The following is a 14,875-nucleotide window of genomic DNA, read 5'->3' on the forward strand; positions in this document are numbered from 1 at the left end:
AAAGAAGAGTTCAATGCAAAAAATATCAAATGTAAAATCCGTAATCTCAGTTCTTATAATCCTCATTTTTTTTCAATCATGTACGGAAAAATCAACTACTGATACTGCAATAGATTTAGTAAAACAAGTAGAAACTGGTCTCACAACTCGAGTGCATATAGAGGGAGACTCTACATGGTCTATCGAAGAACGGATGGAGCACTATGGCATTCCGGGTGCAAGTATTGCTGTAATACATAATGGTAAAGTTGCTTGGGCAAAAGGCTATGGTGTAACGGATAAAGAAAGTAACACTCTTGTAACAAAACAAACCCTTTTCCAAGCAGCGGCAACTAGTATGCCTGTAACAGCCTATGGTGCATTACGCCTTGTAGAAGAAAATAAATTAGACTTAGATGAAAATGTTAACAGTTATTTAAAATCCTGGAAAGTACCAGAAAATGAATTTACTAAGGAAAAGAAAGTTACTATAAAAAATCTTTTAAATCATTCTGCTGGAATACATCCGTATGGAACGGGATCATATAGTATAGATGAAAAAATCCCAACACTTTTAGAGATTTTAAATGGGGTTTATCCAGCTAAAAATGAGTCAATTAATATAAACAAAGAGCCTAGTGAAAGTGTTAGTTTTGCATATGCTAGCTATGTGCCTGTTCAGCAAATGATGCTAGATGTTGGAGGGAGAACATTTCCAGAGATTATGAATGAACTCGTGTTGCAGCCCTTAGAAATGAACAACAGTACGTTTAACTTATCACTTACTACGGAGCAATTAGCTAAGGTAGCAACAGGTTATCTAAAAGATGGTTCTAAGGTAAAAGGAGGAAGAAAGATTGATCCTGTATTGGCTTCAACTGGATTATGGACAACTGCTGAGGACTATGCAAAATTTATAGCCAACGTACAGCAAACACTAAAAGGTAAGAGCACTAAAGGATTATCAAAAAATCTGACAACATTAATGGGCACACCATATGGGGTGAGTAATAATTCTGGATGGTCATTTACATTAGGTTTAGGGTTTCAGCTTTTTAATAGAAACAATGAAATCTACTTAAGGCATCACGGATGGAATACAGGATTCTATGCCGAAATAATGGCTCATAGAGATAAAGGTTATGGTGTGGTTGTGATGACTAATTCTACTTTTCCAGAATTTAATAACGAAGTGATTCGCGCTGTTGCCATGGCTTATGAGTGGGATAAGTTTATTCCAATACATGAAAAAATGGAAATTGAACAGTCTTTACTCGATAAAATTACTGGTAGATATATCTCCAATGGTAGGATTGTTGAAGTTTTTCAAAAGGACAACCAACTGCTCTATAAAAACATACTTGACATAGAAGCTGAGGAACTCATCAAAGTTTCAGACAGTAGTTTTGTTAGAAGAAATTCAAGGAGACTTATGCAATTCAAACCAAATTCTGAAAATGAAACACTCAATTTACGCTATATTAATCGTAACGATGCTAGCATAGCTGCAACTTTTACTAAAATGGATACTGATAAAAAAGAACCCATAGAATTCCTTCTTGAAGGTGATTTTGACAAAGCATTGAATGCATATAGAATTAAAAAAGAACAAGACTCAACGTACTTGACAATTACTGAAGATTATTTAAATGACATAGGATATGATTTTTTTCATGCGAATAGAATGGAATTATCACTAAATACGTTCAAAGTTAATATGGCGCTCTATCCAGATGGTTTCAGAGTGTATGATAGTTATGCAGAAGCTTGCGAGAAAGCAGGAAAAATTCATTTAGCAATTAAAAATTACGCTAAATCACTTGAATTAAATCCTCAAAATAATCGTGCGAGGCATAAACTTAATGAATTACAAAAAGGCGAATGAAATCCATCTTAAAAGAAATAGACATTTTTCATTTCTCTAATAAACAAGTGTATAAAATATTTGTTTAGACAGAAGTTCAATACAACAAAATTTATGAAAGCAGTAGTATATACCACATACGGTCCACCAGACGTGCTTAAAATCAAAGAAATAGATAAGCCAACTATAAAAGACAAAGAAATCTTAATAAAGCTGGTTGCTACATCTGTCACATCAGCAGATAGTAGGTTAAGGGCATTAAGAACACCAAAAGGGTTTAAATTTATTGCAAGGTTATTATTGGGATTCAATAAACCAAAAAAGCAAATTTTAGGAAATAATTTTTCCAGAATTACTGAAGCCGTAGGTAAGCAAGTAACTGGGTATAAAAAATAAATGGGGGCTTCCTAATAAACTAAAATATGACAGAATAGGAGCTCTCATAGATTTATTATCCGAACAAAAAAGTTTAGATGCTTTTAGTACTCATTCGGTTCACATTTTTTTCAATGATTCGAACGTGAACCGAATTAAATCATATTAATTCAATTCTTAATAATAGTTTAAAAATCATAAAACCCTGTAAATCGTATGATTTACAGGGTTTTAGTTTTCTTTGGTATTAATTTTGTCGGGGTGGCAGGATTCGAACCTGCGACCTCCGCGTCCCAAACGCGGCGCGATAACCGGGCTACGCTACACCCCGATAAGGTTACCCTTTTTGCGGGTGCAAATATAGGTAAACTCTTTTGTTAAATCCCAAAGAATTTTAAAAACTATTTAGTTTTATCTAAATATATTTTTCTCTATTTTATTTACTTCAATATTCTTTTTAACTGAAGCTCTAATAAATACCCTAATTTATTATAACATTCTCGTATTCGTTCTATATCCCAAATTCTCCATATGCATAATTGCCTATTACCTTTGGTGTTTGAGTTGAATACAGATAAGCATCTGGCTGAGAAGTTTTTACAAATCTCAATGTTGCTTCAAGCTTGCCTTCTTCTCTTCCAATACTTGCGCTTCCACCATATCCAGTGTATATCCAATCCGCTTCAATAATTAATATATAATTTGTTTCCTCTTCGGCAGAAACAAACTTCAAATCACTATATCTATTTAATTTTTTGCTTACTCCTTGTATAAAAGCATCTCGCCAAGTTTCCTTTTTCGCGATTTCGTAGGTTTTAAACCATTTTTCACCTTTGCTTTTATCTATCTTTCCGTACTTTTTCTTCATATTCTCAATAAACTCCTTTTCTGGGTGAAGACTGTAAACTATAAGGTCTTCTGGAAAAGTTAACCGTACAGCTATTTTAGTTTCATTTTTTAAAAAGTCTAATTTTTTCTTATCGATTTTAATTCTTTGAGCAAAGGAAGTTGTACTTAAGACAGTAAGAAAAAGGAATAAAATTGTTCTAAACATTTTATAACGTACTTAGTTGATTTTGTTTTTTGATCTTGATGCAATTATAAGTTATTTTTAAGAATCCATACTTAATAAGTTTCCGATATTTGAGCAAAAATCTACTTTTGAAAAAAATAGCATTATTTCTTTTCTTTTTTCTGAATTATATAGTCAGTGCTCAATACAACGTTTCAGGAGTTATTATTGATAAAACCACCTTAATTCCTATAAAAAATGCGGTGATACTTGACACAGAAAATGGTACTACGGCAATATCCAACAATAATGGTAATTTTAATATAACTTCTAATGGAACAATAAAAGTTTCTTTTCCTGGATACACTACAAAACAAGTTACCATTACAGAAAACCTTTTTATCAGTATACATCTTGCTACAAACATCAATCAGCTACAAGAAGTTTTAATAAATAGTTTATCTATTCCATCACAACATAAATTAGCTACAAATGCAGTTGCTATTATCAGTGACAACGATATTAATCGTGGCAACACCATTGAATTACATCCTGTATTGAACAAAGTTCCAGGAGTTTTTATGCAACACGGAACACTAAATACCAATAGAATTACTATTAGAGGGATTGGTGCCAGAAATTTGTTTGGTACAGCTGGTATTAGAGCATATTTTGGAGACATTCCAATAACTGATGGTAATGGAGAATCCTCTATTGAAGATTTGGAACTTGGTTCAATAGCAAGAATTAATATACATAAAGGACCTTCATCCAGTAGTTATGGTGTTGGATTAGGAGGCACTATTTTATTAAAGCCAGAATTTATTGAATATAACACATCACAAGCATCACTATTAACTTCTATAGGTAGTTATGGTTTACAAAGAACCATTGCTAAGGTTGCCACTGCTGGTAGGAAATCAAACCTTATGATAGTTTATAGTAATACCCATGCAGATGGCTATAGAGACAATAACACCTATAATCGAAATACGGTAACAGCTACCTCTACATTATATAACGCCAAAAAAAACAATGTATCAATAATTGCCAGTTATGTTAATCTAAAAGCAGGAATTCCTAGTTCCTTAGACCAAGAAGATTTTGATAATTCTCCAAGGCAAGCAGCATTCACCTGGGGAAGATCACAAGGATTAGAAGATGTGGATTATGGAATTTTTGGATTAACCTGGAAACATAATTACAATGACGCTTTTACTCAACATACTAGCATATTTACTTCATTTAGAAATAATAATGAACCAAGACCTTTCAATATTTTAGAAGAAAAATCAAACGCAATAGGCCTCAGAAGCAGAGTTATTGGTAATTCTGTTTTGTTTCAAAAAGAATGGCAATGGACTGCTGGAGGAGAGCTCTTTTTTGATTTTTACAATGGAAAAACTTTCGAGAACCTGTATCAGGACTTTCCTGTGGGAACTGGCAGTGTATTAGGCGATCAACTTTCGGATCTAAAGGAACAAAGAAATTATTACAATCTGTTTGTAGAAACTAATTTAAAATTAAGTGATCAACTGCGGTTCAATTTTGGAATACATCTCAATCAAACATTTTTTGATATTGATGACAATTTTTTAATCGATGGTGATGATAGTTCAGGAGCATACGATTTTGATCCAATTCTTTCTCCAAAATTGGGTATGAACTATATTTTGAACACTAATTTTATTCTATTCGGAAACGCAGCGCATGGATTTTCTACTCCAACTACTGCTGAAACCTTATTACCTGATGGAGAGTTCAATCCAGATATAAAACCAGAAATTGGCTGGAACTACGAGCTAGGAACCCGTTTTAATTTTTTAAATAAAAAACTATATGGATCTCTTTCTATATATTCATTACGAGTAAAAGACCTATTGGTAACACGAAGAACCGCGGCGGATAATTTCTTTGCTATCAATGCTGGAAAAACAGTACACAATGGCATAGAAGCTTCTTTAAATTACAACATGTTTAAAATAGGACAATCCCAATTATCCTGCTTTGTCAATACATCTATCCACGATTATAAATTCGATGAATTTATAGATTTAGATGATGACTTTTCGGGTAATAACCTTACTGGAGTTCCTTCTCAAATCATTAACATTGGAATAGATCTTGTGACTAAAAAAGGATTCTATGGAAATCTTAATTTTCAAACTGTTGGAGAAATTCCTGCCAATGATGCAAATACTGTATTTAGCGAGCATTATGAATTATTACACGGCAAAATAGGATACATCAATACCATAGGTAAACATATCCATTATGATCTGTTTTTTGGAGCTAATAACATTTTAGACACAACCTATGCATCGCAACTTCAAATTAATGCAAGAGGTTTTGGAGGCAATGCACCCAGATATTTTTATCCAGGCCTTCCTTTTAACACATATGGAGGCATTAACATAAAATATAGACTATAAATAATTTTTATTTGTACTTTTCAGAAGTAAATCAACACGTCACGATGAAGAATTTTATATTCCTTAAAGTATTGTTCCTATTTGCCATATTCTCTTGTGCTCAAGAAAAGAAAAATGATATTATTTTAGAGCCTGATCCTAAAAGTTATACTACAGAAATTGTAGTTCCAGACTTACAGATTCCTTGGGGAATGGTTTGGCTACCAGATAATAGCATGCTTATAACAGAAAAAAGCGGTGAACTAATTCATTATAAAGACGGAATTAAAACATCGATTACTAATGTACCAGAAGTATACAATCGTAATCAAGGAGGATTGCTGGATATCGAATTACATCCTAACTATAGTGAAAATGGTTGGATCTATATTACATACTCTTCTAAAGAAGGCCCTGAAAAAGGTGGGCATACCGCCTTAATAAGAGCTAAACTAGAAAACCACCAATTAACCTCTATTGAGAATCTATATAAAGGAACTCCAAATACTACACGAGGACATCATTTTGGTTCGAGAATAGAATTTGATAATGAAGGATACCTTTATTTCAGTATTGGTGATCGAGGAAATAGAGACCAAAACCCGCAAGATATCACCCGAGATGGTGGAAAAATATACAGACTTAATGATGATGGTAGTATTCCAAAAGATAATCCTTTTGTGAATGAGGTTGGAGCAAAAAAAGCCGTGTTTTCATATGGACATCGCAATCCACAAGGAATGGCTATCAATCCTACTGACGGAAAAATATGGGTGCATGAACACGGTCCACGAGGTGGAGATGAAATAAACGCCATAAAGAAAGCAGTAAATTATGGATGGCCAGTTATCACTTATGGAATTAATTATAGTGGCTCTTCTATAACCGATATCACCAGTAAAGAGGGAATGGAACAACCTATATATTATTGGGTTCCTTCTATCGCCCCAAGTGGAATGGATTTTGTCACTAGTGATAAATATCCCGATTGGAAAAATGATTTGTTAGTCGGTTCTCTTAAATTTCAATATTTAGAACTGGTCGAATTAGATAATAATAAGGTAACAGCAAGAAAAAAAATAGTAGAGGATATTGGTAGAGTTCGTAACGTTCGTCAAGGTCCTGATGGATATATTTATGTTGCTGTAGAAAATAAAGGAATTGTAAAAATCATACCTAAATCATAATGTCTATTATAAAAAAACGCTTTAAGCACATCTTGATTATTGAAGTTATCTCAGTTATATTTTGCATTTCTTTAGTTGCAAAACAAGGAAAATCCAATAGCCAATACACGATAAACACTCCAGTCGATTATCAAGAGACCGAATTATCAAAAAGCATAGTACGCGGTGAAGAAATTTATACTGACTTCTGTATGCAATGTCATTTGCCTAATGGAAAAGGAACACCCAAAATCTTCCCTCCTTTAGCTGGATCAGATTGGTTGGTTAATAAACGTAAAGAAAGTATTCACTCTATTAAATATGGATTAAATGGCCCTATAAAAGTTAATAATCAACTATATAACAGTGCAATGACCCCATTAGGATTAGAAGACGAAGAAATTGCTGATGTTATGAATTACATCATGAACAGTTGGGGAAATAAGCAAGAAAAGATGGTAACTACCGAAGAAGTAAAGTCTATTCAAAAATAAGTTTAAAAACAGTTTCTAGTCTTTCTGAATTTTTTCATTACTTAAAAATATAACAAACGAGATGTATTTAACGTTAATATCAAGCATCTATTTGTAAAACAAATCCAGAACATCGGACAAATTATTTTTCATGAAATTCCTTGCATTTCTTGTTGTATTTTTCATAAGCCAGTTAGCTTATAATCAATATTACGAAGACGAAACTTCTCCTAACAAATATAGATTTAGGTACAAGTCAGAAGTTTATAAGGGTACTCGATTAGAAATAACTGCAAAACTTAGAGCTATTAAAAATGGTCCTAAATTTTCGGGTATTCCAGAGGAAATACAGTCTGGACTTAATAAACTTTTTAAAGACGCTAAAAGTCAAGCACTACCCAAACGATATCGAAAAAAAGCAATCATATTTCTTGATGCTTTATATAATTATGAAGAATTTGTAATTATGTATAACGGAGCGCTTTATGAGGTTGTAGAGAAATTAAAAAGAGATATAAAGCGTATCGATTTTAAACTAGAAAGGCAATTCATAAAATCCAAAACAGCATTAGATCGTATAAAAAAAACTGACTCTACGAATATTCAGGAAATCCAGTATTTAACTGAAGAACGACAAAAAAGTTTAATTAGATTAGCAAGTCATAGATGGATGAAGAAAAAGTTTGAAGCATACAAAGGGATCGACATGGTAAAAAACCCTGATGATTTGATAAACGAATTCAAAAAAGCTGAAGCTGGATATATATTTTCTGTTTTTGGTCAAAAAAGTGTAGATGAAATCAAGAAATATCTCGAAAACCAAATCATCGATTTTTATTACAAAAAAGCAATCATCGAAATTGATCCAGAAAAACTTGATCTACAGTATATCAATAAATATAACTAAGTAAAAAAGAATATTGTTAAAAAAGATTTTACTAGTTTGCGTATATAAATGACTAACATTTCCAAAACATACAAAGTAATTGGATTAATGTCTGGAACTTCATTAGATGGTTTGGATATCGCATATTGTCATATAAAAAAGGATCAGAATTCTTGGTCTTTTTCTATTCTTAAAACAGAAAGTGTAGACTACGATACTAATTTTAGAGAAGAACTTAAAAACACGGTAAATCTTAATCCAGTAGCATTATTGGCTTTTCACAATCGTTATGGTACTTGGCTGGGTACGCAAGTGAAACGGTTTATGGATCAGCATAAGGTCGATGTAGATTTTATTTCCAGTCACGGTCATACTGTTTTTCATCAACCCGAAATTGGATTAACCTATCAAATTGGTTCTGGTCAACATATTGCAAATACCTGTAATCAAAAAGTGATTTGTGATTTCAGAACCAACGATGTAGCCCTTGGTGGACAAGGAGCTCCTTTGGTTCCCATTGGAGATGAGTTATTGTTCAAATCCTATGATTTCTGTCTAAATCTAGGAGGAATTAGTAATATCTCTTTTGATCAGAATGGAAAAAGAATAGCATATGATATAGCTCCAGCTAATATGTTATTAAATTATATCATTTCTAAAATTAATCTAGCATATGATGATAGAGGTCAACTATCCGAAACTGGAACATTAAATCAAAAATTACTTACATCATTAAACCAGTTAGATTACTACCAAGAGTCGTATCCAAAATCATTAGGATATGAATGGTTTGCAGAAAAAATCATTCCAATTATTGAAAACACTAAAGATTCAATTGAAAATTTATTACACACTTCAGTATATCATATTGCAGAACAAATATCTAATGTTATCAAACAAACAGAAAAACAAAAATCATCTCTCCTAATTACTGGAGGAGGAGCTAAAAATGATTTTTTAATAGCGGTATTACGACAAAAGCTACATAAATTCTCTACTGTAGTGATTCCAGACGAAAACATTATTGACTATAAAGAAGCTTTGATTTTTGCATTTATGGGTGTATTAAAAGAAAGAAACGAAATAAACTGCCTGCAATCTGTAACTGGAGCTAAAAAAGATTCTTCTTCAGGAATAGTATTCCATCCATCCTAATATTATTCTGCAAGTTAATACACAGGAATAAAACTCTCTTACTCAAAAACTCAATAACTCAATAACTATTTCTAAATTTGTCAAAAAATAATTGGAAATGCTTATTATCGGTATAGCTGGAGGAACAGGTTGCGGAAAAACGACAGTCGTAAATCAAATTGTGAACGAATTACCTGAAAATGAGGTATGTGTAATATCACAAGACTCGTATTATAAAGATACGAGTCATCTAACATACGACGAAAGAACTAAAATTAACTTTGATCATCCTCAATCTATAGATTTTGAATTGCTAGGTGAACATTTAGTAGCTTTAAGAAAAGGAAATACGATAGAACAACCCGTATACTCATTTGTTGAACATAATCGAACAAATGAAACCGTGAAAACCCAACCTAGTAAAGTAATCATAGTAGAAGGGATTTTAATTCTTACTAATCCTATGATTAGAGATATGTTTGATATTAAAATATACGTACATACCGATAGTGATGAACGCTTGATAAGACGTCTAAAAAGAGATATAGCTGAAAGAGGCAGAGATATGGAAGAAGTTTTAGATAGATATCAGAACACCTTAAAACCTATGCACCAGCAATTCATTGATCCAACCAAAGAATTTGCTGATTTAATTATTCCCAATAATAATTATAATAATGTAGCAGTAGATATTGTACGAACAATTATAAAAGAACGCTTGGATTAACTTTTTGTACCTTTACAAAACCAAAATCATTTGATCTAATTTGAAGCTAAAACGCTATTTTGAAAAGCTAAGGAATACTCCCGCATTGATTCCGATTTTTGCCATATTTTTAAATAAATATGTACTGATCGTGCTTGTATTTGTGATATGGATTCTATTTTTAGACACTAATTCTTGGCTTATCCATAGGGAATTAGATCAAGAAATTAAAGAACTAAAAGATAATAAGGAGTATTATAAAAAAGAAATTGTCAAGGATCAAAAGGATATAAAAATACTTAAAGACAGTAACGAATTAGAAAAGTTTGCACGAGAAGAGTATTTTATGAAACGAGATAACGAGGAAATCTATATTATTGAATACGAAGACAGTATCCCAAAAACCAACAAAGATGACTAAAACTTTATTTAATGGTTTTGATAAAGTTTCCACAAAAGAATGGAAACAAAAAATTCAATTCGATTTAAAAGGAGCTGATTACAATGAAGCTTTAATTTATAAATCCTATGAAGGGATTGATGTAAAACCTTTTTACAATCAAGAAGATACTGAGGACATTAATAATCACCCTATTCATCCATCTTCCTGGAAAAATTCTCAAAAAATTATTGTTAAAGATGCGATCGAAGGAAATAATGTAGCTATCAATTCCATAAAAAAGGGCGCAGAAAGTATTTATTTTATAATAGAGACTGAAGAAATTAACCCTACGGTTTTATTAGCAAATATTTCCCCAGACATATTGATTTATATCGAGCCTTTATTTCTATCCTTTGATTACACTTTTAAACTAAATGATATTGCCGATAAATCGAAGCTTTCTATTTATTTATTAACTGATGTTATTGGAAACTTAGAAAATTCAGGAAATTGGTTTCTTAGCTTAAAAGAAGATCATCAGATTTTAGAAAAAATCATCAGTCAAAGTAATTATTTAAAAAACGTAATTAGCGTAGATCTTGGTATACTTCAAAATTCTGGTGCCACTATCATTCAGCAATTAGCGTATGGCTTAGCGCACGCTAATGAATATTTGAATCATTTTGAAAAACACGATAATAACCCTTTTCAAGAAACATCTATACTTTTCAAAGTTGCAACAGGGGGAAATTACTTCTTCGAAATAGCCAAGTTAAGAGCTTTAAGAATATTGTATAATTCCCTTGCTTCAGAATACAAAATATTGGAAAAATGTCATATATTCGCATATCCTTCACACAGAAATAAAACTATTTTAGATTACAATGTTAATATGCTTCGTACAACTACAGAATGTATGAGTGCAATTTTAGGAGGAGCAAATACGATTCATAATATTCGATATGATGACATTTATAACCTAGAAAACGATTTTGGAACAAGAATTGCGATCAATCAATTGTTGATTCTAAAGAACGAAAGTTATTTTGATATAGTAAATAATCCTGCTTCAGGATCATATTACATAGAGAGTTTAACAAATCAGTTAGCCGACAAAGCTTTATCCTTATTTAAGGATATTGAAGAAAATGGTGGTTATCTGAAGCAATTAAAATCTGGAACAATTCAGAGAAAAATTAAAGAAAGTGCTGATAAGGAGCAAGAGCTTTTTGATAAGGAAGAAATTATTTTAACAGGCGCCAATAGGTATAAAAATTCTGAAGAGCAAATACCTCCTTTTCAAAAGAAACCGTTTCCTGAAAAAAATGTAAGAAAGACTTTAATTAATCCAATTATCCAGAGAAGATTGTGTGAAAAAATTGAGAAAAACACTATAAAACGTGAATAATTGATATTTTATTGTTAACTTCCCTAAATATTAACATTTATATAACAGATATTTAACATAACTAAATCTTAATCGATGCCCCAAATGATTAGATCTAGAATCGCTTTAATTACTTTATTATTTTTAACATTAATTGGTTATTCACAAAATGGCATCAACTGCCTAAGTGTCGACAGAAGCGGTCTTTACAGTAAAGCCTTTGATTCTTTCGAAAGTGATTTATTCGAATATTATAATTTCGGAAATGATTCCATAAAGACATACAGAACATTTCTAGCAGAAGTTGCAAGTCTATCCTTAGATTTAAGAAAACTTCCGTCAGATAATTCCATTCAATTAGCAAGAGTTTTCAAAAAAAAATCCAATGACCCTAATTCAATCTGGGTAAAACTAAGTGATTATGAAAATCAGGAAGCAACAAAAAAACCATCTCCGTATACTCCACCTTCTAAAAAAGGAGAAGAAGAAATTTTGATTTTCAACTATAGAGGAGGCCTTATTCAATGTCTAAAAAACAACAGTGAAAGTGATGATTTTAAAGAAATCATTAGCACTCTTGAAGAAGATGGAAATGTAAGTACATCTTTAATTGCGCAACGAATTTATTACATCCCTGATAAGAAGTTTAAAGCTTCTGAAATAAAAAAGTTTATTGCCTTTGACATCTACTACTCTATTCTAATGGTAATCGAAAAAGCCTTTGGGTAATTTCATTGCGATATTCTCTGTTATACAGCTAACATAATTGATATTTTCTAAAAAAAATCATTAATAAAACCGTAATTTTACGGTTTTATTAATGATTTTTCCATGAGCATAAAACGAGGTTTTGTTATTTGCATTTCAATACTTTGCACCTCTTACAACATCTGTATAAAAGAAGCTCAGAATTGGATTGGAAAAATGAAATTTTAAAAATGACCAGAAGAAACATTCAACATATTACACTAAAATCAGAAAATTACGATTCTAATACTCCGTTAGAAAACAAAACATTCACCACTTCTGAAGGAATTGATATAAAATCAATATATAACGAGAAAGACATTCAAGATTTTGACCATATTGATTTTGCCGCTGGAATCCCACCATATTTGCGAGGTCCATATTCTACTATGTATGTACGAAGGCCATGGACAATAAGACAATACGCTGGATTCTCTACAGCAGAAGAAAGTAACGCTTTCTATCGTAGAAATCTTGCAGCAGGTCAAAAAGGTTTGTCCGTTGCTTTTGACCTAGCAACGCATCGCGGCTATGATAGTGATCATGAAAGAGTATTTGGAGATGTAGGAATGGCTGGAGTTGCCATAGATAGCGTAGAAGATATGAAGGTACTTTTTGATCAAATACCTTTGGATAAAATGTCTGTTTCTATGACAATGAATGGAGCTGTATTACCGATAATGGCTTTTTATATTGTTGCTGCAGAAGAACAAGGAGTAGAGAAAAAATTGCTATCAGGAACCATTCAAAATGACATCCTGAAAGAATTTATGGTTCGCAACACATACATCTACCCTCCTACTCCTTCTATGAGAATCATAAGTGATATTTTTAAATATTGCTCTAAAAACATGCCTAAGTTTAATCCTATTAGTATTTCTGGATACCATATGCAAGAAGCAGGAGCTACTTGTGATATTGAATTAGCATATACCTTGGCAGATGGATTAGAATATATTAGAAAAGGAATTGAAGCTGGTCTAGATGTCGATTCCTTTGCTCCTAGGTTGTCATTTTTCTGGGCGATAGGAATGAATCATTTTATGGAGGTTGCAAAAATGCGAGCAGCTAGAATGCTCTGGGCTAAATTGATTAAACAATTCAATCCTAAAAATCCGAAATCCCTAATGCTTAGGACTCATTGCCAAACAAGTGGATGGAGTTTAACGGCTCAAGATCCTTTTAACAATGTAGCCAGAACATGTATTGAAGCTAGTGCTGCCGCTTTTGGAGGTACGCAAAGCTTACACACTAACGCATTAGACGAAGCAATCGCATTACCAACCGATTTCTCTGCAAGAATTGCCAGAAATACCCAAATATATCTTCAGGAAGAAACACAGATTAACAGAACTGTAGATCCTTGGGCTGGAAGTTATTATGTAGAATCCTTAACCAATGACATTGCCGAAAAAGCCTGGAAACTTCTTGAAGAAGTCGAAGAATTAGGAGGAATGACTAAAGCCATTGAAGCTGGAATCCCTAAAATGCGAATTGAGGAAGCTGCCGCACGTAAACAAGCAAGAATAGACAGTGAACAAGATGTAATTATTGGTGTAAATAAGTTTGTTCTCGAAGAAGAAGAACATATCTCAACGTTAAAAGTAGACAATAATGCGGTAAGAAATCAGCAAATTGATGGGCTGAAAAAAGTCAAAAATTCTAGAAATGAAAAGGCTGTACAAGAAGCTCTTAATGCATTAACTAAAGCAACCAAAGATGATCATGAAAATTTATTAGCTTTAGCAGTAAATGCAGCTCGATTAAGAGCTACATTAGGAGAAATAAGTAGCGCATTAGAAAAAGAATTTGGAAGATATAAAGCAGAAATAAAATCATTTACTGGAGTGTATGCCAAGGAAATAAAAAACGATGAGTCTTTTAATAAAGCAAGAGAATTAGCAAATCAATTTGCTGAACTTGAAGGTCGAAGACCAAGAATAATGATTGCTAAAATGGGGCAAGACGGTCATGATCGTGGTGCTAAAGTGGTAGCAACCAGTTATGCTGACGTAGGTTTTGATGTAGATATTGGCCCCTTATTTCAAACGCCAATTGAGGCTGCAAAACAAGCGGTCGAAAACGATGTACACATTGTAGGAGTATCTTCTTTAGCAGGAGGTCATAAAACATTAGTTCCTCAGATTATTGCTGAGTTAAAAAAATATCAAAGAGAAGATATTATGGTTATCGTCGGTGGCGTAATTCCTCCCGATGATTACGATTTCTTATTTCAAGAAGGAGCTGTAGCAATATTTGGTCCTGGAACCAAAATTAGTGATGCAGCAATTACCATTCTTGATATTTTGATTTCAACGTTTGAGTAATTTTAAAATACTATGCGCGCATAGTA

The 14,875-nt window shown here is 32.4% G+C and carries 13 protein-coding genes and 1 tRNA gene; 12 read left to right on the forward strand and 2 right to left on the reverse strand.

What is annotated here, in order from left to right; translation table 11 throughout:
• Nucleotides 1-13 precede the first annotated feature (13 nt).
• Together QBK95_RS01235 and QBK95_RS01240 are read left to right on the forward strand one after the other, a co-directional pair.
• Nucleotides 14-1,864 carry a serine hydrolase gene (locus QBK95_RS01235; RefSeq protein ID WP_280929700.1) on the forward strand — a complete coding sequence of 617 codons (1,851 nt, stop codon included), beginning with the start codon at nt 14-16 and terminating at the stop codon, nt 1,862-1,864.
• Between the two features lie 93 nt (nt 1,865-1,957).
• Nucleotides 1,958-2,239, forward strand: coding sequence for an MDR/zinc-dependent alcohol dehydrogenase-like family protein (locus tag QBK95_RS01240; RefSeq protein WP_280929702.1), 282 nt, complete (start codon nt 1,958-1,960; stop codon nt 2,237-2,239).
• 235 nt (nt 2,240-2,474) lie between these two features.
• Here the strand turns inward: QBK95_RS01240 and QBK95_RS01245 are convergent.
• Nucleotides 2,475-2,549: transfer RNA gene (locus QBK95_RS01245), tRNA-Pro, on the reverse strand.
• Between the two features lie 180 nt (nt 2,550-2,729).
• Nucleotides 2,730-3,272, reverse strand: a complete 543-nt coding sequence (locus QBK95_RS01250; protein ID WP_280929704.1) for a hypothetical protein — start codon at nt 3,270-3,272, stop codon at nt 2,730-2,732.
• Between the two features lie 107 nt (nt 3,273-3,379).
• On the opposite strand from QBK95_RS01250, the gene QBK95_RS01255 reads away from it, so the two are divergent.
• From QBK95_RS01255 to scpA, 10 genes are all read left to right on the forward strand, one after another.
• Nucleotides 3,380-5,662 carry a TonB-dependent receptor domain-containing protein gene (locus QBK95_RS01255; protein ID WP_280929706.1) on the forward strand — a complete coding sequence of 761 codons (2,283 nt, stop codon included), beginning with the start codon at nt 3,380-3,382 and terminating at the stop codon, nt 5,660-5,662.
• 44 nt (nt 5,663-5,706) lie between these two features.
• A complete protein-coding gene (locus QBK95_RS01260) occupies nt 5,707-6,828 on the forward strand; it encodes a PQQ-dependent sugar dehydrogenase (RefSeq protein ID WP_280929708.1) in 1,122 nt (373 codons plus the stop codon).
• On the forward strand, nt 6,828-7,301 hold the full coding sequence (locus QBK95_RS01265) for a c-type cytochrome (protein ID WP_280929710.1): 474 nt from the start codon (nt 6,828-6,830) through the stop codon (nt 7,299-7,301). Before QBK95_RS01260 ends, QBK95_RS01265 begins: the two co-directional genes overlap by 1 nt.
• A gap of 130 nt (nt 7,302-7,431) precedes the next feature.
• Nucleotides 7,432-8,187 carry a hypothetical protein gene (locus QBK95_RS01270; RefSeq protein ID WP_280929712.1) on the forward strand — a complete coding sequence of 252 codons (756 nt, stop codon included), beginning with the start codon at nt 7,432-7,434 and terminating at the stop codon, nt 8,185-8,187.
• 48 nt (nt 8,188-8,235) lie between these two features.
• A complete protein-coding gene (locus tag QBK95_RS01275) occupies nt 8,236-9,321 on the forward strand; it encodes an anhydro-N-acetylmuramic acid kinase (RefSeq protein ID WP_280929714.1) in 1,086 nt (361 codons plus the stop codon).
• Between the two features lie 97 nt (nt 9,322-9,418).
• On the forward strand, nt 9,419-10,027 hold the full coding sequence (udk, locus tag QBK95_RS01280; protein WP_280929715.1) for a uridine kinase: 609 nt from the start codon (nt 9,419-9,421) through the stop codon (nt 10,025-10,027).
• Between the two features lie 40 nt (nt 10,028-10,067).
• Complete coding sequence (locus QBK95_RS01285; RefSeq protein ID WP_445012614.1) at nt 10,068-10,427, forward strand: FtsB family cell division protein; 360 nt, start codon at nt 10,068-10,070, stop codon at nt 10,425-10,427.
• Nucleotides 10,420-11,796 carry a methylmalonyl-CoA mutase subunit beta gene (locus QBK95_RS01290; RefSeq protein WP_280929718.1) on the forward strand — a complete coding sequence of 459 codons (1,377 nt, stop codon included), beginning with the start codon at nt 10,420-10,422 and terminating at the stop codon, nt 11,794-11,796. Before QBK95_RS01285 ends, QBK95_RS01290 begins: the two co-directional genes overlap by 8 nt.
• Before the next feature lie 75 nt (nt 11,797-11,871).
• Nucleotides 11,872-12,504, forward strand: coding sequence for a hypothetical protein (locus tag QBK95_RS01295; protein WP_280929719.1), 633 nt, complete (start codon nt 11,872-11,874; stop codon nt 12,502-12,504).
• Between the two features lie 209 nt (nt 12,505-12,713).
• Nucleotides 12,714-14,849, forward strand: coding sequence for a methylmalonyl-CoA mutase (gene scpA, locus QBK95_RS01300; RefSeq protein ID WP_280929721.1), 2,136 nt, complete (start codon nt 12,714-12,716; stop codon nt 14,847-14,849).
• The last annotated feature ends 26 nt before the right edge of the window (nt 14,850-14,875 follow it).

The sequence above is a fragment of the Aquimarina mycalae genome (assembly GCF_029906345.1).
Classification (GTDB): Bacteria; Bacteroidota; Bacteroidia; order Flavobacteriales; family Flavobacteriaceae; genus Aquimarina.

Bases quoted from the DNA above. Each gene is read 5' to 3' on its own strand.
- QBK95_RS01235 (WP_280929700.1), top strand. From the start codon at position 14: ATGCAAAAAATATCAAATGTAAAATCCGTAATCTCAGTTCTTATAATC.
- QBK95_RS01240 (WP_280929702.1), top strand. From the start codon at position 1,958: ATGAAAGCAGTAGTATATACCACATACGGTCCACCAGACGTGCTTAAA.
- QBK95_RS01250 (WP_280929704.1), bottom strand. From the start codon at position 3,272: ATGTTTAGAACAATTTTATTCCTTTTTCTTACTGTCTTAAGTACAACT.
- QBK95_RS01260 (WP_280929708.1), top strand. From the start codon at position 5,707: ATGAAGAATTTTATATTCCTTAAAGTATTGTTCCTATTTGCCATATTC.
- QBK95_RS01265 (WP_280929710.1), top strand. From the start codon at position 6,828: ATGTCTATTATAAAAAAACGCTTTAAGCACATCTTGATTATTGAAGTT.
- QBK95_RS01270 (WP_280929712.1), top strand. From the start codon at position 7,432: ATGAAATTCCTTGCATTTCTTGTTGTATTTTTCATAAGCCAGTTAGCT.
- QBK95_RS01275 (WP_280929714.1), top strand. From the start codon at position 8,236: ATGACTAACATTTCCAAAACATACAAAGTAATTGGATTAATGTCTGGA.
- udk (WP_280929715.1), top strand. From the start codon at position 9,419: ATGCTTATTATCGGTATAGCTGGAGGAACAGGTTGCGGAAAAACGACA.
- QBK95_RS01290 (WP_280929718.1), top strand. From the start codon at position 10,420: ATGACTAAAACTTTATTTAATGGTTTTGATAAAGTTTCCACAAAAGAA.
- QBK95_RS01295 (WP_280929719.1), top strand. From the start codon at position 11,872: ATGCCCCAAATGATTAGATCTAGAATCGCTTTAATTACTTTATTATTT.
- scpA (WP_280929721.1), top strand. From the start codon at position 12,714: ATGACCAGAAGAAACATTCAACATATTACACTAAAATCAGAAAATTAC.